Below are 22,260 nucleotides of genomic sequence, written 5' to 3'. Positions count from 1 at the left end.
CTAGGTATCGGAAAAGTCCGGTGATCGAAGTCACCCCCACCATCGCCATCTCCGAGGACGAGATCACCGAGCGGTTCATCCGTTCGGCCGGTCCCGGCGGCCAGAACGTCAACAAGGTCTCCACGGCCGTGGAGCTGCGATTCGACGTGCGCCGGTCGCCCTCGCTGCCCAATGACGTGGCTGTGCGGTTGATGCGACTGGCCGGGCGCAAGGTGACCCAGGACGGCGTGCTGGTGCTGACGGCGATGAGCTTTCGCACCCAGGAGCGCAACCGCGCCGACGCGCTGGAACGCCTGCTGGAGCTAATCCGCGAGGCCGCCAAGCCGCCGCCGCCGCCGCGCAAGAAGACCAAGCCGACCAAGGCCTCCCAGAAGCGCCGCGTCGAAGCCAAGGTCCGCCGCGGCGACGTCAAGGCCAAGCGCGGACGCGTGCGGGGCGACGACTAGGGGTTAACCCTTGGCGCATGGGCTTTGCGATGCGTAATGTGCGCGCGCCATGTCACGCATTCGTCTGCTCTCCGCCTCCGCCGCCCTTCTGCTCGTCGCCGCCTGCGCACCGACCCTGGGCCCGCCCCCGCCTCCGCCGCCCGGCGGCGGCCCGGCCACGGCCGGCGTCTTCCGCGCCGAAGACTTCTCGTGGTCGGCCGTCCCGGGCTCCGGCCGCGTCGATGGCCGTCTGACGTACAAGTCCGGTCAAACCCGCTATTCGTGCACCGGCGCCGGCGTGGTGCTGACGCCCGAAACCCCCTGGACCCGCCGCCGGATGGCGATCCTCTACACCTCCGCCGAGCGCGCCGCCCTCCCGGCCGATGAAGTCCGCGCCCGCACGCCTTCGGCGCCCAGCGGCGACTACTCGGCCTTCGTCAAGCGCGCGGTCTGCGACGCCAACAGCGCCTTCAGCTTCTCCGGCCTCGCCAACGGGGCTTGGTACGTGATCACCGTCGCCAAGCCGGTCAGCGGCCCTGGCCCGGACATCGCGGTCATGCGCCGCGTCGAGGTCCGCGGCGGCCGCGCGGTGAAGGTCGAGCTCTAGGCGAACTTTCAGCCCCAAACAAAACGCCCCGGAGATCGCTCTCCGGGGCGTTGTCGTTAGTGGACCTTGGCCTTGCCGATCTGCAGGCCGTCGGCGTCGGCCCCGACCTGGATCACCGCTCCGTCCTCCAAGTCGCCCGCCAGCAGCTTGCGGGCGATCGGGTCGACCAGCTCCTTCTGGATCACCCGCTTCAGAGGCCGGGCGCCATAGACTGGGTCGTAGCCCTTGTCGGCCAGCCAGTGCATGGCGGCGGTATCCAGCGCGATCGACATGCGCCGGTCGGCCAGCAGCTTTTCGACCCGCTGCAGCTGAATGGCGACGATGTTGTCCATCTCGCCACGGCCGAGCCGCTTGAAGAGGATGATCTCGTCGATCCGGTTCAGGAACTCAGGCCGGAAGTGGCGGCGCACCACCTCCATGACCAGCGGCCGCGCCTCCTCGACGTCCTCGCCCTCCGCCTGGTTGGCGAGGAACTCGGAGCCGAGGTTCGAGGTCATGATCAGGATCGTATTGCGGAAGTCGACCGTGCGGCCCTGGCCGTCGGTCAGACGACCGTCATCCAGCACCTGCAGCAGCACGTTGAACACGTCCGGGTGCGCCTTCTCGACCTCGTCGAATAGCACGACCTGATAGGGCCGGCGCCGTACCGCTTCGGTCAGCGCCCCGCCCTCGTCGTAGCCGACATAGCCGGGAGGCGCGCCGATCATCCGGCTGACCGAATGTTTCTCCATGTACTCAGACATATCGAGGCGGGTGATCGCGCTCTCGTCGTCGAACATGAATTCGGCCAGCGCCTTGGTCAGCTCGGTCTTGCCGACCCCGGTGGGGCCGAGGAACAGGAACGAGCCGATCGGACGGTTGGGGTCCTGCAGGCCGGCGCGCGCACGGCGGACGGCGTCGGACACGGCGACCAGCGCCTCCTCCTGCCCGACCACGCGACCGCGCAGGGCGTCCTCCATCTGCAGCAGCTTTTCGCGCTCGCCTTCCAGCATCTTGTCGACCGGAATGCCGGTCCAGCGGCTGACCACCGCGGCGATCTGCTCGGCGTCGACCACCTCGGGGCTGATCGGATTCTCGGCCGCGGCCGTCTCCTCCTGCTCCAGCCGACGCTCCAGGGCCGGGATCTCGCCATAGGCGATCTCCGAGGCGCGCTGCAGGTCGCCGCGCCGCTGGGCCGCCACCAGTTCGGCGCGCAGCCGGTCCAGCGCCTCGCGGGCCTGGGCGGCCGACGAGACCTTGTCCTTCTCGGACTTCCAGCGGGCGGTCATCTCCGCCGAGCGGCCTTCCAGGTCGTCGAGCTCGTCCTCCAGCTTTTCCAGCCGCGCCTGCGAAGCGGCGTCCGGCTCCTTGGACAGGGCCTCGCGCTCGATCTTCAGCTGCACGATGCGCCGGTCGATCTCGTCCAGCTCCTCGGGTTTGCTGTCCACGGCCATCCGTACGCGGCTGGCCGCCTCGTCCACGAGGTCGATGGCCTTGTCGGGCAGGAAGCGGTCGGTGATGTAGCGGTTCGACAGGGTCGCGGCGGCCACGATGGCGCTGTCGGAGATGCGCACGCCGTGGTGCACCTCGTACTTCTCCTTCAGGCCGCGCAGGATCGAGACCGTGTCCTCGACGGTCGGCTCGCTGACGAACACCGGCTGGAACCGGCGCGCCAGGGCGGCGTCCTTCTCGACGTGCTTGCGGTACTCGTCGAGCGTAGTCGCGCCAACGCAGTGCAGCTCGCCGCGCGCCAGGGCCGGCTTGAGCAGGTTGGAGGCGTCCATCGCCCCGTCGGTCTTCCCGGCGCCGACCAGGGTGTGCATCTCGTCGATGAACAGCACGATCGAGCCTTCGGCCGCAGTGACCTCGCCGAGCACGGCTTTGAGCCGCTCCTCGAACTCGCCGCGATACTTCGCGCCGGCGATCAGCGAGCCCATGTCCAGAGCGTGAAGCTGCTTGTCCTTCAGGCTTTCGGGCACGTCGCCGTTGACGATGCGCAGGGCCAGCCCTTCGACGATGGCGGTCTTGCCGACGCCGGGCTCGCCGATCAGCACGGGGTTGTTCTTGGTCCGGCGGCTCAGCACCTGGATCGTGCGCCGGATCTCCTCGTCGCGGCCGATCACCGGGTCGAGCTTGCCGTCGCGCGCGGCCTGGGTCAGGTCGCGGGCGTAGCGCTTGAGCGCGTCATAGCCTTCCTCGGCCGAGGCTGAGTCGGCGGTCTTGCCCTTGCGCATGGCCTTGGCGGCCTCTTCCAGCGCCGCGGCGTTGGCTCCGGCGTCCTTCAGGGCCTTGGCCGCGTCGCCGCCTTCCTTGGCGATGGCGATCAGCAGCCGCTCGGTGGTGACGAAGGCGTCGCCGCCGGCCTTCGCCCCGGCCTCGGCCTCGGCGAAGATGCGCGCGGTCTCGGGCGCCATGTAGAGCTGGCCCGAACCGCCCTCGACCTTCGGGCGCTTGGCCAGCAGGTCGTCGGCGGCCTTGTCGGCCGCGTCGGGACGTCCGCCCGCACTCTGGATCAGAGCGCGGCTGAGGCCGTCCTTTTCTTCAAGCAACACCTTCAGCAGGTGTTCCGGCGCGAGTTGTTGATGGCGGCGCGCCAGCGCCAGGCTTTGGGCCGACTGGATCGCCTGCTTGGCGCGGTCGGAATAGAGGTCGATGTTCATGCGTTCCCCTCGATAGGCGGATTGACGCAACCGCCTTCATCAAGCACGGCCGCGCCTTGACGGGATGTAGTGTGGCGATTTCGCCACACAACCGGATCCACTCCGAAATCAGCTCGGCGGATTGTTCTTCTCTAAGAACATCGTCAGCGCATTGAGCATCCGCAATCGGGTCTCGCCCCGAGACAGCCAGTGGTCCTCGCCGCTCATCATCACCATCTCCGGGGCGTTGCCGGCCTTCTCCAGCGCCCGCTGCATGATGTTGCTCTGCTCCAACGGAACGACCGTGTCGTCGCGGCCGTGAACCAGCAGGATCGGCGTCTTCACTCCATCGACCTTTTCGGACGGCGACAGCTCGCGCAGCACCGGATCGCTGGGGTCGTCGGCGCCCATGAAGCGGATCCAGTACTTCTGCACCGTGCGCCCCTTGTTGGTCTTCGACCAGGCGACCATCCGGCGGAGATCCGACACCCCCGCGACCGACGCCGCGCAGCGGTAGACGCCACGGTCCAACGTCGCGCCGGCCAGGGCCGCATAGCCGCCATAGCTCGCCCCGACGATACAGGCCCGCGTCGGGTCGACGATGCCCTGCCCGGCGAGGTGACGCACGCCGTCGGAAAGATCGGTCTGCATCTTGCGGCCCCACTGGCCGTATCCGGCCTGCAGGAAGTCGGCGCCGAAGCCCGACGAGCCTCGGAAATTGACCTGCAGAACCGCATAGCCACGCGAGGCCAGCGCCTGGGACCACCAGTCGAAGGTCGGGGTGTCGCGGGCCGCCGGGCCGCCGTGCGCCAGCACCACCAAAGGCAACTTCTTGGCTTCGCGGCCGCGGGGCAGGGTCAGGTAACCGCTCAGCTCAAGGCCGTCCGCGGCCTTGAACCGCACGGGCTTCACCTCGGCGATGTCCGCTTCGGTCAGCCCGCGATAGACCGATCCGATCCAGTCCGCGCGCTTGGTCTTCCAATCGACATAGGCGATCCCCGGCCCCTCGGTCGGCGAGTCCACCCGAATGATCATCCGCTCGCGGTTGTTCGACCACGAGAGCAGCTGCACGTGCTGGCCGCGATAGGCCGCCTCGATCGACCGCCAGAGCCTCTGGTCCTGCGGACCGAAGAAGTCGTAGCGGAACTCGTCGCCGACGAGCGCGCGCGACCCGATCAGGTGATGCCCGGCCGGGTCGAATATCAGCTGCGAGCCGCCGATGGTCTTGATCGGCTCGCCGCTCGTCCCGTCGAGGTTCAGCTCCCGCAGCACCCGCTGGTCGTCTTCCTCGTCGAACAGCAGGATCGAGCGCCCGTCTCGACCGAGCCCCGCCAGGCTCGGACGGTCGAGATATCCCTCGGAGCGCATGACCTCCTTCCAGCCGACCGGCTGCTTGACCTTCAGGATCCAGACGCCGCTCGTGTAGTCGAAAATCGACGCCGCCAGGGGCTGGCCGTCGGCGCCGACCACCCAGTCCTCGCTGTAGGGAAAGCCCTCGTGGACCATCTCCGAGGCGCCGCTCTTCAGGTTGATCTTGTAGAGCGCGATCCTGCCCCGGCCCGAGCTGTCGAAGCGTATGCCGGAGACGAACACCGCCGGCTTGCCGTCGACCGTGCGCCGCACGGGCGACCCCAGCACGATGTTGAGCCCCCTCTCGATGTCGCGCATCAGCCGGACCTGCCGATTGGCCACGACGTCGTAAAGGACGACGGTCGTGTACTCCTGCCGTGGCGCGATCACGTTGGGAATCGTGGCCGTCGTGCTTGCGGTGATCAGCAGGTGCGTGGGGCTCGCCCAGTCCAGGTCCCGCACCTTGGCGGCGCCGGCGTTGATGACGTTGTCCTTGCCGGTGGCGATGTCCTTGACGACGATCTGTCGGTTCTCGCCGGTGGTCACGATGACCGCAAATCGCTCGCCGTCCGGCGAGATCGCCGCCGCCTCGATGCTGGGCAGCTTGCCGTAGGCCTCAAGCGGCGCGGCCATGGCGATGGTGGCGGTCGCCAGACAGGCGGCCGCCAACGCAAGCACTCTGATAAGCACGTAGTTCCCTCCCCCCGGATCGCGAAGACAGTGGCTGAGCCAGCTTGCTTTCGCAACCCGGAGTTGGGCGGCTCAATCTACTGGCGCGCCAGCTCCGCGGCCCCGACCGCCTCCCCGTCGAGCGCCTGATCGGCGTCCATGGTCACCGTCACCGTGCGAAGCGCGCCAGTGAACTTGAACGGCTCGGCATAGTCGCCGACGGCGCTGCCGCGGTCGCGACCGATATCGAGGCCCGACCACGAGATCAGGTTCATGAAGCCTAGGTGGGTGGCGACCTCGCCGGCTGGCTGGCCGTCGATGCGCAGGATGAAGCGACGGCCGTCGCCCTGCACGCACTGTACGCCCAGACGCCGGCGACCCGGCTCGAGCGGCGCCTGCGAACTTACGGTGGTGCGCAGGCCTCCGACGTTCAGCGTGTGGTGCAGCCGCCCGTCGCGGACGAACAGCGAATAGCCGCTGGTGGCGTCGCCGTGGGCGATCAGCACACCCTCGTCGCCCTCGGCCAGGGTGACGTCGGCCTCGATGAAGTACGAGCGCGAGCGCACATCGGGGGCGCAGTCGCTCGGCACGTGGCCCATGCCCTTGTGGAACACGAACTGCTTGCGCGCGCCCTGGTGGCGCAGGGCGTTCTCGGCGAAGCGCGGGCCGAAGCGGTCGTCCAGCGGCAGCACGTTGCTGCGTTCGGCCTGGGCCCACCATTCGTCGATCAGGGCTTCCAGCCGTTCCGGCTCGGCCTCGGCGAGATCTCTGGTCTCCGAGAAGTCGGCGTCCAGGTGGTAGAGCTCCCAGACGTCCTTGTCGAAGGGCGCGCCCGGCGGGTGGAACGCCACCGCCTTCCAGCCGTCCTTCCACAAACCGCGGTGGCCGAACATCTCGAAGTACTGCGGCGACGTCTTGGCCGGCGCGGTCGGATCGGCCAGGGAGGCGGCGAAGCTCTCGCCCTCCATCGGCATCTGCGCGACGCCGGCGATGGCGTCCGGCGAGTTGATCCCCAGCAGCTCCAGCAGCGTCGGGGTCAGGTCGCAGGCATGGGCGAACTGGGTGCGGGTCTCGCCGCGAGCGGCGATGCCGTTCTTCCAGCTGATCACCAGCGGGTCGCGGATGCCGCCGCCGTGGGTGTTCTGCTTGTAGCGCCGCAGCGGCGTGTTCGAGGCCTGAGCCCATCCGAACGGGAAGTTCGAATGGCTGTCAGGGCCGCCGATGTCCTCGACCCGCGCCAGCTTCTCCGGCATCGGCTCGAACTTCATGTTGTAGGGCCCCATGGCGTTGACGAAGCCCAGCGGACCGCCCTCCTGGCTGGCGCCGTTGTCCGACAGCACCAGGATCAAGGTGTCGTCCTTCACGCCAGCCTCCTCGAGGAACGCCACCAGCCGCGCCAGGTGTCGGTCGGCATGGTCCAGCATGCCGGCGAAGGCGCTCTGCAGCCGGGTGAACACCTTCTGCTCCTCGGGCGAATGGTCGGCCCAGGCCTTCACCCCGTCGTTGCGCGGCGGCAGCACGGTGTCCGCTGGCACGATCCCCATCGCCTTCTGGCGCTCCAGCCGGCGCTCACGTTCGACGTCCCAGCCGGCCTCGAACACCTCGTCATAGCTGCGAATGATGTCCATGGGCGCCTGGTGCGGCGCGTGGCAGGCGCCGAGCGCCAGCCACAGCAGCCACGGCTGGTCGGGCGCATCGGCGATGTGGTCGGCGACGAAGCGAATGCTCTCGTCGACCAGGTCTTCGGTCAGGTGGTAGCCGTCGCGGTAGCCGCCTGGCGGGTCGATGGGGGTGTTGTCACGCACCAGTTCCGGCGAGAATTGATCGGTCTCGGCGTCCATGAACCCGTAGAAGCGGTTGAAGCCGCGCCCAAGCGGCCAGCCGTCAAACGGCCCCGCGGCGCCGGTCTGGTTGACAGGGGTCGCGTGCCACTTGCCGACCATGTACGTGCCATAGCCCTGGCCGCGCAGGATCTCCGGCAGGGTCCCGGCCTCCTTGGCGATCTTCCCCCGATAGCCGGGGAACCCCGAGTCGAAATTGGCCAAGCAGCCCATCCCAACCGAGTGATGGTTACGCCCGGTCAGCAGCGCCGCCCGCGTGGTCGAGCACATCGCCGTGGTGTGGAAGCCGGTGTAGCGCAGCCCCTCGGCCGCCAGCTTGTCGATGGTCGGGGTCTTGATCGGCGAGCCGTAGCACCCGAAGTCCGAGAACCCGACGTCGTCGAACAGCACGACCAGGATGTTCGGCGAGCCGGCCGGCGGCTTCACCTTCGGCGGCCAGTAGGGGACGGAGTCCGCCAGGGTGCGCCCAACCTTCGCCGCGCCATCCGATCCAGACATATGACAGACTCCATGCCAATTTATTTATTTGTGGCTCCTGGGCCACGGTTTGGCAAGCGGTTGATCGTCCGTCTGCAACCGGCCGCGGTCTGATCGGGTTTGGGGGCAACCGATCCGCGCGCGGATCCTCCCCGAAAGACGAGTACCCCATGACCCGGCTGACCCTCCTGGCGGCGACCACAGCCGCCACCGCCCTCCTGTCCACCCAGGCTCACGCCGGCGGCTACTACCTGCAGGAACAGTCCGCGAAGGGTGCCGGCCGCGCATATTCCGGCGAGGTCGCCGACCAGGGCGTGTCGTCGCTCTGGTGGAACCCGGCGGCCATCGCCCGCTCCGGCCGCGAGGCCTATGTCGGGATGCACGCGGTCTTCGTCGACGCCACCGTCCGGAACGAAGGCTCGACCATCACCTATCCGAACGGCCTGACCATCCCGATCCCGGGCGAGCCGCGCGCCTTCAATCCGATCCAGGACGGCGTCGCGCCCAACTTCGCCGTCGCCACGCCGATCGGCGACCGCTTCGCGTTGGGGCTGTCGGTCGCCGCCCCCTTCAACTTCACCACCGAATACCGCAACACCTCCTGGGCCCGGTACGACGCCCTGACCTCGCGACTGACCACGGCCGACATCCAGCTGACCGGCGCGATGAAGGTCACCGAGTGGCTCGACCTCGGCGCCGGCGTCAGCGCCCAGTACGCCGACGCCAAGCTGCAGACCGCCTACCCGAACCTATCGCCGCTTCTCCCAGACGGCGTGTCCCAGCTCAGCGGCGACGGCTGGGACTTCGGCTGGTCGCTCGGCGCCCAGGCCTATTTCGGGCCGGTGACGGTCGGCGCCAGCTACCGCTCGAAGATCGAGCACGACCTGGACGGCAATGTCCTCGTCGGCGGCCTTGTCGGCCCCCTGGCGCCGGTCAACCGCGAAGTCGGCGGCTCGGCCGCGTTCACCACCCCCTGGATCGCGACCCTCGGCGCCCGCTGGCAGGCCACCGACAAGCTCGCCCTCAACGCCCAGGTCCAGCGCATCGGCTGGGGCGAGTTCGAGTCCATCGACGTGAAGTTCGCCGGCGGCGGCGAGAACCTGTTCCAGGGCTATGAAGACGTCACCTCCGGCGGCGTCGGCCTCGACTACGCCGTCAACGACAAGCTGACCCTGCGCGCCGGCGTGCAGTACGATCCGACACCGACCCCGGACGAGGCGCGCACGGCGCGGGTGCCGGACGGCGACCGCTGGCTCTACGGGGTCGGCGCGACGGCGGACGTCATGTCCGGCCTCAAGGTGGACGCGGCCTTCGCCTACATCGATTTCGCCAATTCCGACGTCCACCACGACACGGTGTTCTACGAGGGCACCCCCGCGGCCACCACGACCCGCCTGCGCGGCGAGGTCGAGGGCGCCGGCTACGTGCTGTCGCTAGGCCTGAGGAAGACATTCTGAGTACGTCAATTGCTCCCCCTCTGGGGGAGCTGTCAGCCGAATGGCTGACTGAGGGGGACTGCGGATCTCAGCAGCCCCCTCCGTCGCGCTTCGCGCGCCACCTCCCCCAGCGGGAGAGGATCTAAGACCTACTTCTGGTTCGCGTAGAGCTTGACCACCTCGTAGAGGAAGTCGCGGCCCTCATAGAGCGAGCGCACGCGCATCTTCTCGTTCAGACCATGAGCGCCGTTGCCGGTCGGCTCGCTGAACATCCCGGTCAGGCCGTAGGTCGGCACCCCGACCGCGTTGAGGAAGCGCCCGTCGGTGGCGCCGGTGGCCATCACCGGCACGATCGGCACGCCCGGCCACAGCTTGGCCGCGACGGTCTCGACCGGGCCCATGATCTGCTTGGTCAGCTGCGGCGGCGGGGTGACCGGGCTCGGCTCGCCGACCGTCGTCACCTTGATCGACGGGTCGGCCAGCACCTTGACCAGCGCCTCGCGGGTGGCCTCGACGCCCTCGCCCGGCAGGATCCGGCAGTTGACGTTGGCCCGCGCCCGCTGCGGCAAGGCGTTGGGCGCATGGCCGGCGTTGACCATCGTCGCCACGCACGTGGTCCGCATCATCGAGTTGCGGCCCGGATCACGGGCCACGGCCGCGACGGCGGCGGCGTTGGACGGATCCTTGGCGACGGCGGCCATCGCCTCGCCCGTCGGCCCGCCCTCGATCTTGGCCATCTGGATGAAGTTGCCGCGCACCGCGTCGTTCAGCTTCACCGGGAAGTCGTACTCGCCCAGCCGCGCCAGTCCCTGCGACAGGTGATAGATCGCATTGTCGCGCACCGGCGCCGAGGAGTGGCCGCCCGGATTGGTCACTTCCAGGGTGTAGTCCTGATAGACCTTCTCGCCGGCCTGGATGCCCAGCGAGACGCGCTGGCCCTGGCTGTCCAGCCGCCCGCCCGCGCCCTCGTTCAGCACGAAGGCGGCGTCCATCAGCTCGCGGTGGTTCTTGATCAGATACTGGACGCCGTTGAAGGTGTCCGGCGTCTCCTCGCCGCAGGTCAGGGCCATGCGGATGGTCCGCTTCGGCTTGAAGCCTTCGCTCTTGTAGCGGGCCAGGGTGTCGACCCAGACGGCGGCCTGGGCTTTGTCGTCGGCCGCGCCGCGGGCGTAAAAGAACCCGTTCTCCTCTACCAGTTTGAACGGGTCGCGCTCCCAGTCGTCGCGGTTGGCCTCGACCACGTCGATATGCGCCAGCAGCAGGATCGGCTTGGCCTTCGCGTCGGTCCCCTTCAGCGTCGCCACCAGATTGCCGTCCTTGGGCCGGTCCGGCGAGACGATGATCTTCAGGTCTTCGTCCGCGAAGCCCGCCGCCTTCAGCCGCGCGGCCATCGCCTCGGACGCAGCCGTGCAGCTTCCGACCGACAGGGTTGTGTTGATCTCGATCAGCTCTTTGTAGAGGTCGCGGAACGCCAGCTGGTCAGGGCGCGGGCTCTGCGCCATCGCAGGCGAGGCGACGGCGGCGGCCGCCAAGGCGGCGGCGGTGAAGGTACGGATCATTGACGCTCCCCATGAACTGGCGGGGAGCCTATGGGGCGCAAAGCACCACCGCAATGGCTCCCTCCCCAAAGAGGGGAGCATGGATGGTCAGTTCACGTGCGATTTCTTCGGCGGCGCCGGCGGCAGCGGAGCGATCTGGATGCCGTCGTCCTTCAGCGCCTTGATCTCGGCGGGGCTGGCCTCTCCATAGATGCCGCGATCCTCGGAACGCCCCTCGTGGATCGCCCGCGCCTCGCCGGCGAAGGCGTCGCCGACATAGTCGAAGTTCTCCTCGACGTGGGCGCGGACCTTGCCCATCGCCTCCATCACCATCGAACGCACCTGCGGGGGCAGATCGGCGGCCTGGGACTTCTTCGTACCCGCAACCGCCGGAGCCATGATCTGCTTCTCGACCGCGCGGGTCTCGCAGACCGGGCACGAGATCAGCCCCCGGCCGGCTTGGTCGTCGAAGTCGCCGGACGAGCCGAACCAGCCCTCGAACTCGTGGGCGTTCTCGCAGATGAGCGCGTAGCGGATCATGCGATGGATATAGGCGCCGCAAAGCTTCGCGCATTGGGCAGCGCCGGGATCGCCGCCCGCGCCTTGGCCACGGCGGCCAGATCCAGGTCGGCGATCAGCACGCCCGGCTCGTCGTGGTCCAGCTTGCCCAGCACCTCGCCCCAGGGGCCGATCGCCAGGGTCCGCCCCCAGGTGCCGCGGCCGTCCTCGTGGAAACCGCCCTGCGCGGGGGCCAGCACGAAGCTGCCCGTCTCGATGGCGCGGGCGCGCAGCAGCGTCTCCCAGTGCGCCTCGCCGGTCGGGCGGGTGAAGGCGGCCGGCGTCACGATCACCTCGGCCCCGGCGAGAGCCAGCGCGCGGTACAGCGCCGGAAAGCGCACGTCGTAGCAAATGGTGAGGCCGAGCTTCAGATCGCCGGCCCGAGCCGCCACCGCCTGCCCGCCTGGCTCGTAGGTCTCGCTCTCGCGGGCGGTCTCGCCGGTCGGCAGGTCCACGTCGAACATGTGCAGCTTGTCGTAGGTCGCGGCGATCTCGCCCTGCGGCGTGATCAGCGCCGCGCGGTTGGCGGCCTTGCCGTCGGTGCGCTTCACCAGCGCTGAGCCGATCAGGATGGTGACGCCCAGTTCGGCGGCCAGCGCCTGCAGGCCCCGCGCCACGGGATCGTCCTCCAGCAAGGCCAGCTGCGGCAGGAGCGCGGCCTTGTCCTTCTGCAGGATGTTGGTCCCCTCGGGCGTGGCGATAAAACTCGCGCCCTCGCCGGCCGCCTGACGGATCAGCGGCGCGACATGGGCCATCGCCGCAGAATGGGTGGCGGGAGTTCTCGTCTGGATCAGGCCGACGCGTACGCTCATGACCAATTCCGATAGGTCAGAGGCGCGCCGGGCTCAAGTCTCAGGCGGCCAGCAGAGCGTCCAGCTTGCCGTCGTATTCCAGCGCCATCATGTCGTCGCAGCCGCCGATGTGCTGGCCGCCGATGAATATCTGCGGGAAGGTCGACCGACCGTTGGCGCGCTGGACCATCTCCTGGCGCTTCTCGGGATCGAAGGCGGCCTCGATCTCCTGGAACTCAACGCCCTTCTTCTCCAGCAGCGACACCGCGCGGATGCAGTAGGGGCAGTAGGGCTTCGTATAGATGGTGACTTCGGCCATGGCTCAACTGAAACGGGTTGCGACGGTTTCGGTTCTATATGGATCGACTTGAGCTTTCTTTAACCCTCGCGACCACTGCGGCATTCACGCGCAGCGCGCCCGCGGCCAGCAAGGCCCGCGCGCAGCCTTCCAAAGTGGCGCCGGTGGTCATCACGTCATCGATCAGCAGGATGGTCTTGCCGGCCACCAGTCTTTCCTTGGCCGGAGGCACGGCGAAGGCTGCGGCGACGTTGCGCCGCCGCCCGCCGGCGGACTTTCCGCCCTGGCTCTGCGTCGCCCGCGTCCGTCCCAGCGCATCGGGCAGATAGGCCACCCCCGAGAGCCGGCTCAGCGGACGGGCGATCTCGGCCGCCTGATTGTAGCGCCGCCCCAGAAGCCGCGAGCGGTGCAACGGCACAGGCGCCAGGGCGTCGGCCTCGTCCAGCAGCTCGCGGGCCGAGCGGCTGATCCACCGAGCCATCAACGGCGCCAGGTCCGTCCGGTCGGCGTGCTTGAGCTGCAGGATCGGCCCGCGAGAGGTTTCGTCATAGAGGCACGCGGCCCTGGCCCGCGTAAACGCCCGTGGCCTAGCCGAACAGTCGGCGCAGCGCACCCCGGGGCCCAGGTCGTACTCGAACGGCAGCCCGCAGCCGTCGCACAGCGGCCCGTCGATGAACGGGATCGCGCTCCAGGCCGCCGCGCTCAGGCCGCCGGTCATCGCCGGCGCGCCGCCGTCGAGCGATTGGGGTGGGAAAAGCAGGTCGAGCGCGGTACGAACCGCGGCCTTCGTGCGCGGCCCGGGTTTCCACCGGGCGGCCGCATCGCCATCTAGAAAGCCCATGTCCGCCCCGCCCCGTCTCTTCGACCGCGACCTGCTCCGCGCCCGCCTGGACCGCGCCGCCCCCGGCTACGCCGCCGCCGACTTCCTCAAGGCCCGCGCCGCCGAGGACGCCGTGGTGCGCCTCGAGGCGATCATGCGCGACTTCCCGCGCGCCGTCGATCTGGGCGCGCGCAACGGCTGGTTCGCCCGCTTCCTGTCCCAAAGCGACGCCGCCGAGAGGGTCGGCTTCCTGGTCGAGGCGGACCTGTCGCCGCGGATGCTCGCTGGCCGCCAGGGCCTGCGCCTGGTCGCCGACGAGGAGCGCCTGCCCTTCGCGGCCGGCAGCCTCGACCTCGTGGTCTCCACCCTGGCCCTGCACTGGACCAACGACGTGGTCGGGGCGCTGATCCAGATCCGCCGCGCCCTGAAGCCGGACGGGTTGTTCATCGGCTCCCTGCTGGGCGGCGCCACCCTGACCGAGCTGCGCCAGTCGTTGCTGGCCGCCGAGGCCGAACTGACCGGCGGCGCCGGCCCGCGCGTCTCGCCCTTCGCCGATCCATACGACGCCGCCGGCCTGCTGCAGCGCTCGGGCTTCGCCCTGCCTGTCGCCGACGTCGACCGCGTCACCGTCCGCTACGCCCATCCGCTCAAGCTGCTCGCCGACCTGCGCGCCATGGGCGAGACCAGCGTGCTGGCCGAACGCCATCCCAAGCGCCTGACCCGCCATGTCCTAGCCCGCGCCTTCGAGATCTACGCCGAGCGCTTCGCCGAGCCAGACGGCCGCGTGCCCGCGACCTTCGAGATCCTCACCCTGACCGGCTGGGCGCCCGACCCCAGCCAGCAGAAGCCGCTGAAGCCCGGCTCGGCCAAGATGCGCCTCGCCGACGCCCTCGGCGTGGTCGAGAACCCGTTGCCGCGCGACGAGGATTAACCCAGCTTCGCCGAGCCGATGATCGCCTCCACCTCGGCGAGGGTGGCGTCATAGTAGTGCTCGGCCGGCGCAAGGTAGAGCAGGACATAGGTCTTGCCGGCCTGTTCGCTGATCACCCCGGTGCCCTTCACCTCCAGCCCGGCCTTGGTCTGCGCCGTCAGGTCGAAGCGCACGCCGTTGCCCTGGCCGAACTTGGCCGGTCGCGGCCGCACCAGCTGCACGCGTTGATAGTCCAGGGCGACCACGCTGTCGGTGATGAACTCCAGCCGCTCGCTCGCGCTCATGTCCTGGCGGATCACCGGCGTCGGGGTCTCCTTGCGCGCCGGCTTGATCAGGTACTCGCCCGGCGCCAGCCCGTCGGTGACGTAGAGCCGATTGAGCAGCGGCCCATCGATCGACAGCAGCCGCACCTTGGCGGTACGACCGGTCATGATGTTGCTGATGTCGGACCACTCGCGGCCCAGGGCCACCTCGTAGCCGGCCCCGACCTTCAGCGCGCCCGCGGGCGTCGAGGTGACGGTGGCGCAGGCCGCCAGCGCCAGACAGGCGCCGAGCGGCGCAAGAGCTCGGATCAAAGTCCGCATCGTCATTTCCCGTTGTCGAGGCTGGAGAGGCTGTCCTGCACCATCCAGGCGTCCTCGGCCTGCGGCGCCTTGGCCAAATAGCTTTCGTAGGCGGTCCGGGCGCCGACGACGTCGCCTTCCCGCCGGCGGATGTCGCCGAGTTCTCGCCAGACGGCGAGCGGCGCGTCCGGTTGCGCCGCGGCGGCGAGATAGGCGTCCCGGGCCTTGACCAGATCGCCATCGCCGCGCCGCAACCGATAGGCTTCGCCGCGGTAGTAGTTGAGCACGCCCAGGTCCTCGCCGCCGGCTGCAAGCCGATCGATCACCACCAGGGTCTGGCCGAAGTCGCGCTTGCGCAGGTCGTCGCGCAGCCAGGCCGACAGGAACGGCCGGATCGCCGCCCGGTGTCGGTCCTGGCCGCGGTCGCCTCCGGCTTTGAGGGTCGCGGCCTGGGCGTCCAGGGATGCGATCCGCTGCGCGCCGAGCGGGTGGCTGGCGAAAACGCTGATGCGCGTCTCCGACTCTCGGACCCGCTTGAAGTCGGAGCCCTTGGTCTCGGCCGTCAGCGCACGCCAGCTTTCGGCCGCCGCGGCTGGATCGTAGCCGGCCGCCGCCAGCTTGCGCTGACCCAGCAGGTCGGCCTCGGCCTCCTGTTCGCGGCTGAAGCGGAAGAAGGAGGCGATCTGCGCGTAGTAGATCAGATCGATCGTGTTGCCGGTGGCGTCCATGATCGACTGCGCCTCGCTGGCGGTGCCGGCGCTGGCCGCCGACGCAGCGCCGGCGACCGCGACAACGACCGTCGCCGCCAGCACGACATTGGCGCGCGTCTTCTGGGCGCGGTGCGCCTCGATCGTGTGGCTTTCGGTGAAGTGGCTGGCCTCGTGACCCAGCACATAGGCGAGCTCGGCCTCGTCGCTCGCCCGCAGCAGCAGGCCCGACCAGACTTCGGAATAGCCGTTCGGCGCCATGCTGGCGTTCATGAACGGCCGGTCCATCACATAGACCCGCATGTCGGAACAGTGGGCCGCGGCGACCTTGCACATCACGCCACGCACATAGGCGTTGAGCGCCGGGTCGGTGTTGAGGTCGGCCCGGGTCTTGGCCTCGGCCTCGGCCTTGTCCATCACCGACCAGAAGCCCGCTTCGACCGACGTCGCGTCGGGGCGCAGACCCGCCGCCCGTTCCTGCGCGGCGGCCGGCGCGGCGGCGAGCGCCCCCGCCAGCGCCAGTGCTGAGACCGCTTGCCTGCACATGGCTAAAGCGGCGCGTCCTTCAGCACCGCCTGCACCAGTTGCGCCGCGCCGTCCGGCTTGCGCATGTCGTCGTTCGGACCGGTGCTGGCCACGTTGAACCAGACCACCCGCCCGGTCTTCAGGTCCACGAGCGAGGCGAAGCACTGCTGACCGCCGACCGGCACGCCGACGCCCAGCATCGCCAGGCCTACCGCCGTCGCCACCCGCGCGCCGCTCGCATAGTTGCCACGGCCGAACACGAAGAGGGCGTAGTCGGCGTCATAGGCCGTCCCCAGCGCCTGCGCGCCTTCACCCAGGGTCCAGTCGAACGACGCGGCCTTGGTCGGCAGGCTGACATAGCCGTAGTTGAACATCATGATCGACTGGCCGACCGCCTCATGCAGCCGCAGCAGCTGACCGGTGCGGCCGCCCATCGCTTCGTCCGGATCGATCATCCGAGCGCTGTGCGCGCGCGCCTTCATCTGGCGCTCGACTTCCGCGGCGACGTTGGCGCGGCCCTGCTCGCTCCAGTCGGCGCGGGGCTCCTGCACGCCAGAGGCGGTCAACACCGCCAGCTCGATGTCCGGCTCGACGAGAATGATCCGCGCCCCCGCCGCCGGCTTGGTCGGCGAGGCCGCCAGTCGGGTGTTGGTGGTGGTGCACGCGGCCAGCAACAGGCACGCGGCGACGATACCGACAATTCTCATGACGCCCCCCAGCGGCCCTCAGATGCATCGGAGGGCGACCGCAATCTATACGCGAGAATCGTCGGTTGTCGACGGGATTTGCGGCGCCTGCCGCCCTGCGCTCGACTGCGTCAATCCTGGGCGCCGCGAGATCTTCACGGTCCGAACGGCCAAGCCGGGTCGCTTTTTGGCCACGTCGGCGCTTTAACCTCGGTCCTGGCTCGACCCCAAAACGACTACAGGAACCCCCTATATGCGTATTGCTATCCTGGCCGCCGGCCTGCTCGGCGCCGCTGTCGCCGCCACTTCTGTGCAAGCTCAGACCGCTCCGGCCGCCCCGGCCGCAGAGGCGCCTGCCGCGGGCGGCTTCTCCGACGCTGACCTGAAGGCCTTCGGCTCGGCGATGACCGAGATTCAGAAGATCAACGGCGAGTACACCCCGAAGCTGGCCGGCGCCGATGGCCCGACCAAGGCCGAGGTGCAGAAGGAAATGATCGGCAAGATGGGCGCGGCCGTACAGGCCAGCGGCCTGTCGCCGCAACAATACAACGACATGTCGGCCGCCGTGCAGAAGGACCCCGCTCTGCGCGCGCGTCTGACCACCGTGCTGAACGCCGAACCGGCCGCCTAGGGCCTCGGCTCACGCCTTTCGAAGGCCGCTCCGGCTCGCCGGGGCGGCCTTTTTCATGCCCGCAACGTCGGCCGCCGGGCCTTGTCCAGGGCGACCACGACATCGGCGCGCGCCGGCATCTCCGACAGGATCCAGCGCGTCAGCCGCTCGTAGTGGGCGATGAACGCGGCGACCTCTTCGTCGCTCATCGCCCGGCCGGCGCCCTCGCCTTCGCGCGCCAGGCGCTCGCGCAGCTTGCGCTCCTGCTCGATCCGCCAGCCCAGCACCACCTCAAAGCTCGGCGCCTGCAGCAGCACCAGCAGGTCGAGGCTCCCGAACAGCTGCTGGTACGGCCCGGCCAGCGCCGCATTCACAAACCTGCGCCAGGCGCCGTCCGCGTCCTGCGCCGCCTCCAGCGCATTGACCGGTGCGGCAAGCGCCTCCGCTGGTTGGGCCCGCGCCCCGACGCACCAGCCCTCGAACAGCACCACGTCGGCTGGTCCCTCGAACGGCGCGCCGCGGTCGCGGCGGTCGTCGCGGGCCTTCTCGAACACTGGCCGCTCGTGGGTTCCCGGCGTGCGCAGCGCCCGCAGCATCTCCACGCCCAGCGTCACGTCATGCGTGCCCGGAACCCCGCGCACCGCCAGCAGCGGATGCACCCGCCGCGACAACTCCTGCCGCTCGGCCCGCGTCAGATAGAGATCGTCCAGCGAGATCGTCGCCGCCTTCAGCCCGCGCCGCTCCAGCAGCCGCGCCAGCACCGCCGTCAGGGTCGACTTGCCGCTGGCCTGCGGGCCGCAGATCCCGACCACGATCCCGCCCGACCGCGCGGCCGCCGCGATGCGCTCGGCCAACGGGAGGGCGACGTCGCGCACCACAGTCCCGTAGCTGTCCGGCAGCCGCTCCTGGGCCATGAACTGCGTCAGCCAGGGCTCAGGCGTCATCGGCGGCCTCGGCCGTCAAGCGCGCGGCGATGTCCTTCAGCTGGCGACGCCGCGCCGAGCCCGTACGCCAGGCCATGACGATCGTCCGACGCGGGGCCGGTTCGGGAAACCGCGCCAGGCTGATGCGAGGATCGGCGAGATCCTTGGCCGCCATCTGCGGCAACAGGGTCACCCCCTGCCCGTGCGCCACCAGTTGCAGCAGCGTCGTCAGGCTGGTCGCGCCGAAGGTGGCGAGGTCGCTGATCTCGCACGCCCCCAGCGCCTGATCACGCAGGCAGTGCCCCTCCTCCAGCAGCAGCAGCCGATCCGGCGGCAGTTGTCGCGGGTCCTCGGCCGCCAACGGCGCGCTCGCCGGACTGGCCAGCAGGAACGGGTCTTCGAACAGCGTCGTGGTCTCGAACCCGTCGCCCGCCAGCGGCGCGGCGGCGATCACCGCATCGAGCTCTCCGGCCGCCAGCTCCGTCAGCAGCGCGGCGGTCTGAGTTTCGCGCACCCTCAGCTCCAATTCCGGCAACGCCGCCTGCAGCACCGGCGCCGCCCGCGGCAGCAGGTAGGGCGCCACCGACGGGATCATTCCCAGCGCCAGTCGTCGCGAGCCGACGCCCCGCCGCTCGCGCGCGAAATCCTCAAGGTCCCTAACCCCGGCGGTCAGCGCCCGCGCCCGCTCGGCCAGGGCCGCGCCGTCCGGCGTCAGCACTCTCGCGCTCCGGCCGCGTTCGACCAGCACCAGGTCCAGCTCGGCCTCCAGTTCGCGGATCTGCATCGACAGCGCCGGCTGGGTGACGTGGCAGGCGGCGGCCGCGCGGCCGAAGTGACGCTCGTCGGCGAGGGCGGTCAGGTAACGCAGCTGGCGCAGGGTCGGCATGTGGATAAGCTAAACTTACTGATGCCTCGGGCAAGCGCGCTCGGCGCTTATCGCTCTGCCTTCTGCAGGTGCGACGTTTCGTCGTAGTCGAGCACGGACGTGGCGCTGGCGTTGCGCAATGACTCGGGTTCAACCTTGAAGGGTCAGATGCACAGCCTGCGTCGACCCGGTCGAGGACTAGCTAGCTTCGATCCTCAGAGGCCCGCGGTGATCCGAGCTCGCCGCGGGCCTTTTTCGTTTTCCTCAGATCAGATCGCGCAGCCAGGCCACCAGCGGCGCGTCGGCCGGCGGCATCGGATAGTCGGCGAGCTTCATCGGCTTCACCCAGGCGATGCCCGAGTGTTCTTTGGCGGCGACCACGCCCTCCCAGCGCCGCACAAGGTAGAGCGGCATCAGCAGGTGGAAGTCCTCGTAGGTGTGGCTCGCGAACACGAAGGGCGCCAGGCAGGCGTGCGAGACCGTGATCCCCAGTTCCTCATCCAGTTCACGGATCAGGCACTGCTCGGGGGTCTCGCCGGCCTCGACCTTGCCGCCCGGAAACTCCCAGAGCCCGGCCAGCTGCTTGCCGGGCGGGCGCTGACAGATCAGCACCCGGCCGTCGGAATCGATGAGCGCCGCGGCGGCGACGAGAACCATGCGCTTGGTGTCGGACATGCGTGCTTCCTCGCGGGATGCGCCCGCGATTGCAAGAGCTCAGGACCAGAGCTCGAACGGCTCGTCGATGTCCTCGCCGGCCAGGAACCCCGCCAGCAAGGCCGGCAACCGCCCCGGATAGAAGCGGCCGCCGTGGCGCTCGATCTCGGCCGGCGTCCACCAGCGGAAGCCCGTGTAGTCCTCCAGCTCGTAGTCGAGGCGCCCCGTCTCGTCGATCGCAGCGCCCGGTCCGTCCAACCTGACCTCGACCACCACCTCGTGCTGCAGCCGCCGGGCCTGGCGATAGCGGAAGGTGGCGGTGCGCCGCCACGATGGGCGGCCGACCTGATCGGCCCGCACGACGATGCCGGTTTCCTCACGCAGCTCACGCAGCGCCGCGTTCAGATAGGTCTCTCCGGGATCGATCCCACCGCCCGGCAGCTCCCACCACTCGCCCTGCTCCGGCTCGGTGACGTCGCGGGTGTTGAACAGCAGGATCCGGCCCTCGCAATCGCGCACCACCACCCGCACAGCATGACGCTCGGTCAGCGGCAGGTCGTCGGGCATGTCGGGCATCGACGTCGGCAATCCCTTGCAATCCTTGACTTTGGGTGCGCCGTCGGCCATATCCCTGCTGCGCCGCAACATTCGTGGCGCTATCGGCGCTCCAGCCGCGTGATGGTTCCGCACTTCGGACCCAGCTGTCGAGCGCCCTGAAGAGATCGCATAGATCGCCCCGCCACGCGGGGGCTTTCCACAAATGACCCGCGACCTTCGCGACCCTCGCTGCATGCGAGCGGCCGCGCTCGGCGCATCCGTGAAAGACACTCGTTTGACCAAGTTTACCGACCTCGGCCTCGACAAGATGCTGCTCAAGGCCCTCAACGACGAGGGCTACGAGAAGCCGACCCCGATCCAGGCCCAGGCCATCCCCGGCGTCATGGCCGGCAAGGACCTGCTCGGCATCGCCCAGACGGGCACCGGCAAGACCGCCGCCTTCGCCCTCCCGATCATCCATCGCCTGGCCGCCGACAAGAAGGCCGCGCCGCGCCGCGGCTGCCGCGTGCTGGTGCTCTCGCCGACCCGCGAGTTGGCGACCCAGATCGCCGAAAGCTTCAAGGCCTACGGCAAGCACATGAACCTCAGCGTCGCCGTGATCTTCGGCGGCGTGAAATACGGCGGCCAGATGCGCGCCATGGCCCCGGGCGTCGACGTCCTGGTCGCCACGCCGGGCCGTCTGCTCGACCACCTGCAAGAGAAGACCATCACCCTGCAGGGCGTCGAAATGTTCGTCCTCGACGAGGCCGACCAGATGCTCGACATGGGCTTCATCGTGCCGATCCGGCAGATCCAGAAGCACCTGCCGCGCGTGCGTCAAAACCTGTTCTTCTCGGCCACCATGCCGAGCGAGATCGAGAAGCTGGCCAGCGAACTGCTGCGCCCCAACCCGACCAAGGTCTCGGTGACCCCGCAGGCCACCACGGTCGAGCGCATCAAGCAGCAGGTCATCTTCGTCGAGACCGCCCGCAAGCGCGCCCTGCTCTGCGAGATGTTCGCCGAGCGCGACTTCAAGCGCGTGATCGTCTTCACCCGCACCAAGCGCGGCGCCGACCGCGTGGCTAAGTCGCTTGAAGCGGCCGGCGTCGAAGCCGCCGCCATCCACGGCGACAAGAGCCAGGGCCAGCGCGAACGCGCCCTCGCCGCATTCAAGGCCGGCGAAGTCCGAGCCCTGGTGGCCACCGACATCGCCGCCCGCGGCATCGACATCGACGCGGTCAGCCACGTCATCCAGTACGAACTGCCGAACGTGCCGGAAGCCTACGTCCACCGCATCGGCCGCACCGCGCGGGCCGGCGCTGACGGCTCGGCCGTGGCGTTCTGCGCCGACGACGAACGCAACCTGCTGAAGGACATCCAGAAGGTCACCCGCCAGACCATCCCGTCCTTCGACCGCCGCAACGACCGCGGCCTGCACGTCATGACCCAGGCGATGCCGGAAGTGGCCGCCGAACGCGCCGAGGCCGGCCGCAAGAACGCCGCTCGCGGCGCCGGCGGCAAACCGCAGGGCCGCAGCGACCTGCCTCCGGGCCTGCGCAAGCAGCGCAACCGCCCGGCCAAGGCCGCAGGCCGTCAGGGCGGCGGCGAACAGCGCCAGGGCCAGCCCCAGCGCCACACCGACCACCGCGCCGGCGGCCAGCGCGCCCACGGCGATCGCGCCTCGACCACGCCGATCGACCAGTCGCAGTTCAAGGGCCCCAAGCGCGGCGCCAAGCCCGCGGCCGAAAAGCGCTGGTCGCCGATCGACTAAGCTAAGGCGAAAGATGCTCCCCCTCTGGGGGAGCTGACTCCATCCATGTCATCCCGGTTT

General features: G+C 69.4%; 21 protein-coding genes. 6 read left to right on the top strand and 15 right to left on the bottom strand.

The window, feature by feature from the left end:
- Positions 1-20: 20 nt before the first annotated feature.
- Positions 21-446, top strand: a complete 426-nt coding sequence (gene arfB, locus GGQ61_RS12470; protein ID WP_183773237.1) for an alternative ribosome rescue aminoacyl-tRNA hydrolase ArfB — start codon at positions 21-23, stop codon at positions 444-446.
- A gap of 49 nt (positions 447-495) precedes the next feature.
- Positions 496-1,032 carry a hypothetical protein gene (locus tag GGQ61_RS12465; protein WP_183773235.1) on the top strand — a complete coding sequence of 179 codons (537 nt, stop codon included), beginning with the start codon at positions 496-498 and terminating at the stop codon, positions 1,030-1,032.
- Positions 1,033-1,088: 56 nt separating this feature from the next.
- On the opposite strand, the gene clpB is transcribed toward GGQ61_RS12465, so the two are convergent.
- From clpB to GGQ61_RS12450, 3 genes are all read right to left on the bottom strand, one after another.
- Positions 1,089-3,671, bottom strand: coding sequence for an ATP-dependent chaperone ClpB (gene clpB / locus GGQ61_RS12460; RefSeq protein ID WP_183773233.1), 2,583 nt, complete (start codon positions 3,669-3,671; stop codon positions 1,089-1,091).
- A gap of 108 nt (positions 3,672-3,779) precedes the next feature.
- Positions 3,780-5,690, bottom strand: coding sequence for an alpha/beta fold hydrolase (locus tag GGQ61_RS12455; RefSeq protein ID WP_183773231.1), 1,911 nt, complete (start codon positions 5,688-5,690; stop codon positions 3,780-3,782).
- A gap of 77 nt (positions 5,691-5,767) precedes the next feature.
- On the bottom strand, positions 5,768-8,008 hold the full coding sequence (locus tag GGQ61_RS12450) for an arylsulfatase (protein WP_183773228.1): 2,241 nt from the start codon (positions 8,006-8,008) through the stop codon (positions 5,768-5,770).
- Between the two features lie 149 nt (positions 8,009-8,157).
- Between GGQ61_RS12450 and GGQ61_RS12445 the strand changes: the two genes are divergently transcribed.
- Positions 8,158-9,444, top strand: coding sequence for an OmpP1/FadL family transporter (locus tag GGQ61_RS12445; protein WP_183773226.1), 1,287 nt, complete (start codon positions 8,158-8,160; stop codon positions 9,442-9,444).
- A 128-nt stretch (positions 9,445-9,572) separates the two neighbouring features.
- Here GGQ61_RS12445 and GGQ61_RS12440 read toward each other — a convergent pair whose 3' ends face one another.
- The 5 genes from GGQ61_RS12440 to GGQ61_RS12420 all read right to left on the bottom strand — a co-directional run bounded on the left by GGQ61_RS12440 (position 9,573) and on the right by GGQ61_RS12420 (position 13,449).
- Entirely contained in the window at positions 9,573-10,982 is a 1,410-nt protein-coding gene (locus GGQ61_RS12440; protein WP_183773223.1) for a M20/M25/M40 family metallo-hydrolase, read from the bottom strand.
- 87 nt (positions 10,983-11,069) lie between these two features.
- A complete protein-coding gene (locus GGQ61_RS12435) occupies positions 11,070-11,501 on the bottom strand; it encodes a DUF1178 family protein (RefSeq protein ID WP_183773221.1) in 432 nt (143 codons plus the stop codon).
- Complete coding sequence (locus tag GGQ61_RS12430; RefSeq protein ID WP_183773219.1) at positions 11,498-12,331, bottom strand: carbon-nitrogen hydrolase family protein; 834 nt, start codon at positions 12,329-12,331, stop codon at positions 11,498-11,500. Before GGQ61_RS12430 ends, GGQ61_RS12435 begins: the two co-directional genes overlap by 4 nt.
- A 40-nt stretch (positions 12,332-12,371) precedes the next feature.
- Positions 12,372-12,629, bottom strand: a complete 258-nt coding sequence (grxC, locus tag GGQ61_RS12425; protein WP_183773217.1) for a glutaredoxin 3 — start codon at positions 12,627-12,629, stop codon at positions 12,372-12,374.
- Between the two features lie 34 nt (positions 12,630-12,663).
- Positions 12,664-13,449 (bottom strand): ComF family protein, encoded by a 786-nt coding sequence (locus tag GGQ61_RS12420; RefSeq protein ID WP_183773215.1) that lies wholly within the window; start codon positions 13,447-13,449, stop codon positions 12,664-12,666.
- Here GGQ61_RS12420 and GGQ61_RS12415 point away from each other — a divergent pair.
- On the top strand, positions 13,448-14,359 hold the full coding sequence (locus tag GGQ61_RS12415) for a methyltransferase domain-containing protein (protein ID WP_183773213.1): 912 nt from the start codon (positions 13,448-13,450) through the stop codon (positions 14,357-14,359). The genes GGQ61_RS12420 and GGQ61_RS12415 overlap by 2 nt on opposite strands.
- On the opposite strand, the gene GGQ61_RS12410 is transcribed toward GGQ61_RS12415, so the two are convergent.
- From GGQ61_RS12410 to GGQ61_RS12400, 3 genes are read right to left on the bottom strand one after another with little or no spacing between them, the layout of a single operon-like run.
- The gene (locus tag GGQ61_RS12410; RefSeq protein WP_183773211.1) at positions 14,356-14,943 is read right to left on the bottom strand and encodes a hypothetical protein; all 588 of its coding nucleotides are present in this window, start codon (positions 14,941-14,943) and stop codon (positions 14,356-14,358) included. The genes GGQ61_RS12415 and GGQ61_RS12410 overlap by 4 nt on opposite strands.
- 2 nt (positions 14,944-14,945) lie before the next feature.
- Positions 14,946-16,175: a M48 family metalloprotease gene (locus tag GGQ61_RS12405; RefSeq protein WP_183773209.1), complete on the bottom strand. Its 1,230-nt coding sequence runs from the start codon at positions 16,173-16,175 to the stop codon at positions 14,946-14,948.
- Between the two features lie 2 nt (positions 16,176-16,177).
- Positions 16,178-16,861, bottom strand: a complete 684-nt coding sequence (locus GGQ61_RS12400) for a hypothetical protein (RefSeq protein ID WP_183773207.1) — start codon at positions 16,859-16,861, stop codon at positions 16,178-16,180.
- Positions 16,862-17,093: 232 nt separating this feature from the next.
- Between GGQ61_RS12400 and GGQ61_RS12395 the strand changes: the two genes are divergently transcribed.
- Entirely contained in the window at positions 17,094-17,471 is a 378-nt protein-coding gene (locus GGQ61_RS12395; RefSeq protein ID WP_183773205.1) for a DUF4168 domain-containing protein, read from the top strand.
- 53 nt (positions 17,472-17,524) lie between these two features.
- Here GGQ61_RS12395 and GGQ61_RS12390 read toward each other — a convergent pair whose 3' ends face one another.
- The 4 genes from GGQ61_RS12390 to GGQ61_RS12375 all read right to left on the bottom strand — a co-directional run bounded on the left by GGQ61_RS12390 (position 17,525) and on the right by GGQ61_RS12375 (position 20,468).
- Positions 17,525-18,394, bottom strand: a complete 870-nt coding sequence (locus GGQ61_RS12390) for a kinase (protein ID WP_183773203.1) — start codon at positions 18,392-18,394, stop codon at positions 17,525-17,527.
- A complete protein-coding gene (locus tag GGQ61_RS12385; RefSeq protein WP_183773201.1) occupies positions 18,384-19,259 on the bottom strand; it encodes a hydrogen peroxide-inducible genes activator in 876 nt (291 codons plus the stop codon). The genes GGQ61_RS12390 and GGQ61_RS12385 overlap by 11 nt, the downstream gene beginning before the upstream one ends.
- 243 nt (positions 19,260-19,502) lie before the next feature.
- Positions 19,503-19,913, bottom strand: coding sequence for an 8-oxo-dGTP diphosphatase MutT (gene mutT / locus GGQ61_RS12380; protein ID WP_183773200.1), 411 nt, complete (start codon positions 19,911-19,913; stop codon positions 19,503-19,505).
- Between the two features lie 39 nt (positions 19,914-19,952).
- Positions 19,953-20,468, bottom strand: a complete 516-nt coding sequence (locus GGQ61_RS12375; protein ID WP_183773198.1) for an NUDIX hydrolase — start codon at positions 20,466-20,468, stop codon at positions 19,953-19,955.
- Positions 20,469-20,724: 256 nt separating this feature from the next.
- On the opposite strand from GGQ61_RS12375, the gene GGQ61_RS12370 reads away from it, so the two are divergent.
- Positions 20,725-22,200: a DEAD/DEAH box helicase gene (locus GGQ61_RS12370; protein ID WP_183773196.1), complete on the top strand. Its 1,476-nt coding sequence runs from the start codon at positions 20,725-20,727 to the stop codon at positions 22,198-22,200.
- Positions 22,201-22,260: the final 60 nt, after the last annotated feature.

The sequence above is a fragment of the Phenylobacterium haematophilum genome (genome assembly GCF_014196295.1).
Lineage (GTDB): Bacteria > Pseudomonadota > Alphaproteobacteria > Caulobacterales > Caulobacteraceae > Phenylobacterium > Phenylobacterium haematophilum.
Note: the sequence above shows the minus strand (reverse complement) of the source record. Positions and strands in the feature narration are given on the sequence as shown.

Excerpts from the sequence above, each read along its gene's own strand:
- GGQ61_RS12465 (WP_183773235.1), top strand. The coding sequence starts at position 496 with ATGTCACGCATTCGTCTGCTCTCCGCCTCCGCCGCCCTTCTGCTCGTC.
- clpB (WP_183773233.1), bottom strand. The coding sequence starts at position 3,671 with ATGAACATCGACCTCTATTCCGACCGCGCCAAGCAGGCGATCCAGTCG.
- GGQ61_RS12450 (WP_183773228.1), bottom strand. The coding sequence starts at position 8,008 with ATGTCTGGATCGGATGGCGCGGCGAAGGTTGGGCGCACCCTGGCGGAC.
- GGQ61_RS12445 (WP_183773226.1), top strand. The coding sequence starts at position 8,158 with ATGACCCGGCTGACCCTCCTGGCGGCGACCACAGCCGCCACCGCCCTC.
- GGQ61_RS12440 (WP_183773223.1), bottom strand. The coding sequence starts at position 10,982 with ATGATCCGTACCTTCACCGCCGCCGCCTTGGCGGCCGCCGCCGTCGCC.
- GGQ61_RS12435 (WP_183773221.1), bottom strand. The coding sequence starts at position 11,501 with ATGATCCGCTACGCGCTCATCTGCGAGAACGCCCACGAGTTCGAGGGC.
- GGQ61_RS12430 (WP_183773219.1), bottom strand. The coding sequence starts at position 12,331 with ATGAGCGTACGCGTCGGCCTGATCCAGACGAGAACTCCCGCCACCCAT.
- grxC (WP_183773217.1), bottom strand. The coding sequence starts at position 12,629 with ATGGCCGAAGTCACCATCTATACGAAGCCCTACTGCCCCTACTGCATC.
- GGQ61_RS12415 (WP_183773213.1), top strand. The coding sequence starts at position 13,448 with ATGTCCGCCCCGCCCCGTCTCTTCGACCGCGACCTGCTCCGCGCCCGC.
- GGQ61_RS12420 (WP_183773215.1), bottom strand. The coding sequence starts at position 13,449 with ATGGGCTTTCTAGATGGCGATGCGGCCGCCCGGTGGAAACCCGGGCCG.
- GGQ61_RS12410 (WP_183773211.1), bottom strand. The coding sequence starts at position 14,943 with ATGCGGACTTTGATCCGAGCTCTTGCGCCGCTCGGCGCCTGTCTGGCG.
- GGQ61_RS12405 (WP_183773209.1), bottom strand. The coding sequence starts at position 16,175 with ATGTGCAGGCAAGCGGTCTCAGCACTGGCGCTGGCGGGGGCGCTCGCC.
- GGQ61_RS12400 (WP_183773207.1), bottom strand. The coding sequence starts at position 16,861 with ATGAGAATTGTCGGTATCGTCGCCGCGTGCCTGTTGCTGGCCGCGTGC.
- GGQ61_RS12395 (WP_183773205.1), top strand. The coding sequence starts at position 17,094 with ATGCGTATTGCTATCCTGGCCGCCGGCCTGCTCGGCGCCGCTGTCGCC.
- GGQ61_RS12390 (WP_183773203.1), bottom strand. The coding sequence starts at position 18,394 with ATGACGCCTGAGCCCTGGCTGACGCAGTTCATGGCCCAGGAGCGGCTG.
- GGQ61_RS12385 (WP_183773201.1), bottom strand. The coding sequence starts at position 19,259 with ATGCCGACCCTGCGCCAGCTGCGTTACCTGACCGCCCTCGCCGACGAG.
- mutT (WP_183773200.1), bottom strand. The coding sequence starts at position 19,913 with ATGTCCGACACCAAGCGCATGGTTCTCGTCGCCGCCGCGGCGCTCATC.
- GGQ61_RS12375 (WP_183773198.1), bottom strand. The coding sequence starts at position 20,468 with ATGCCCGACATGCCCGACGACCTGCCGCTGACCGAGCGTCATGCTGTG.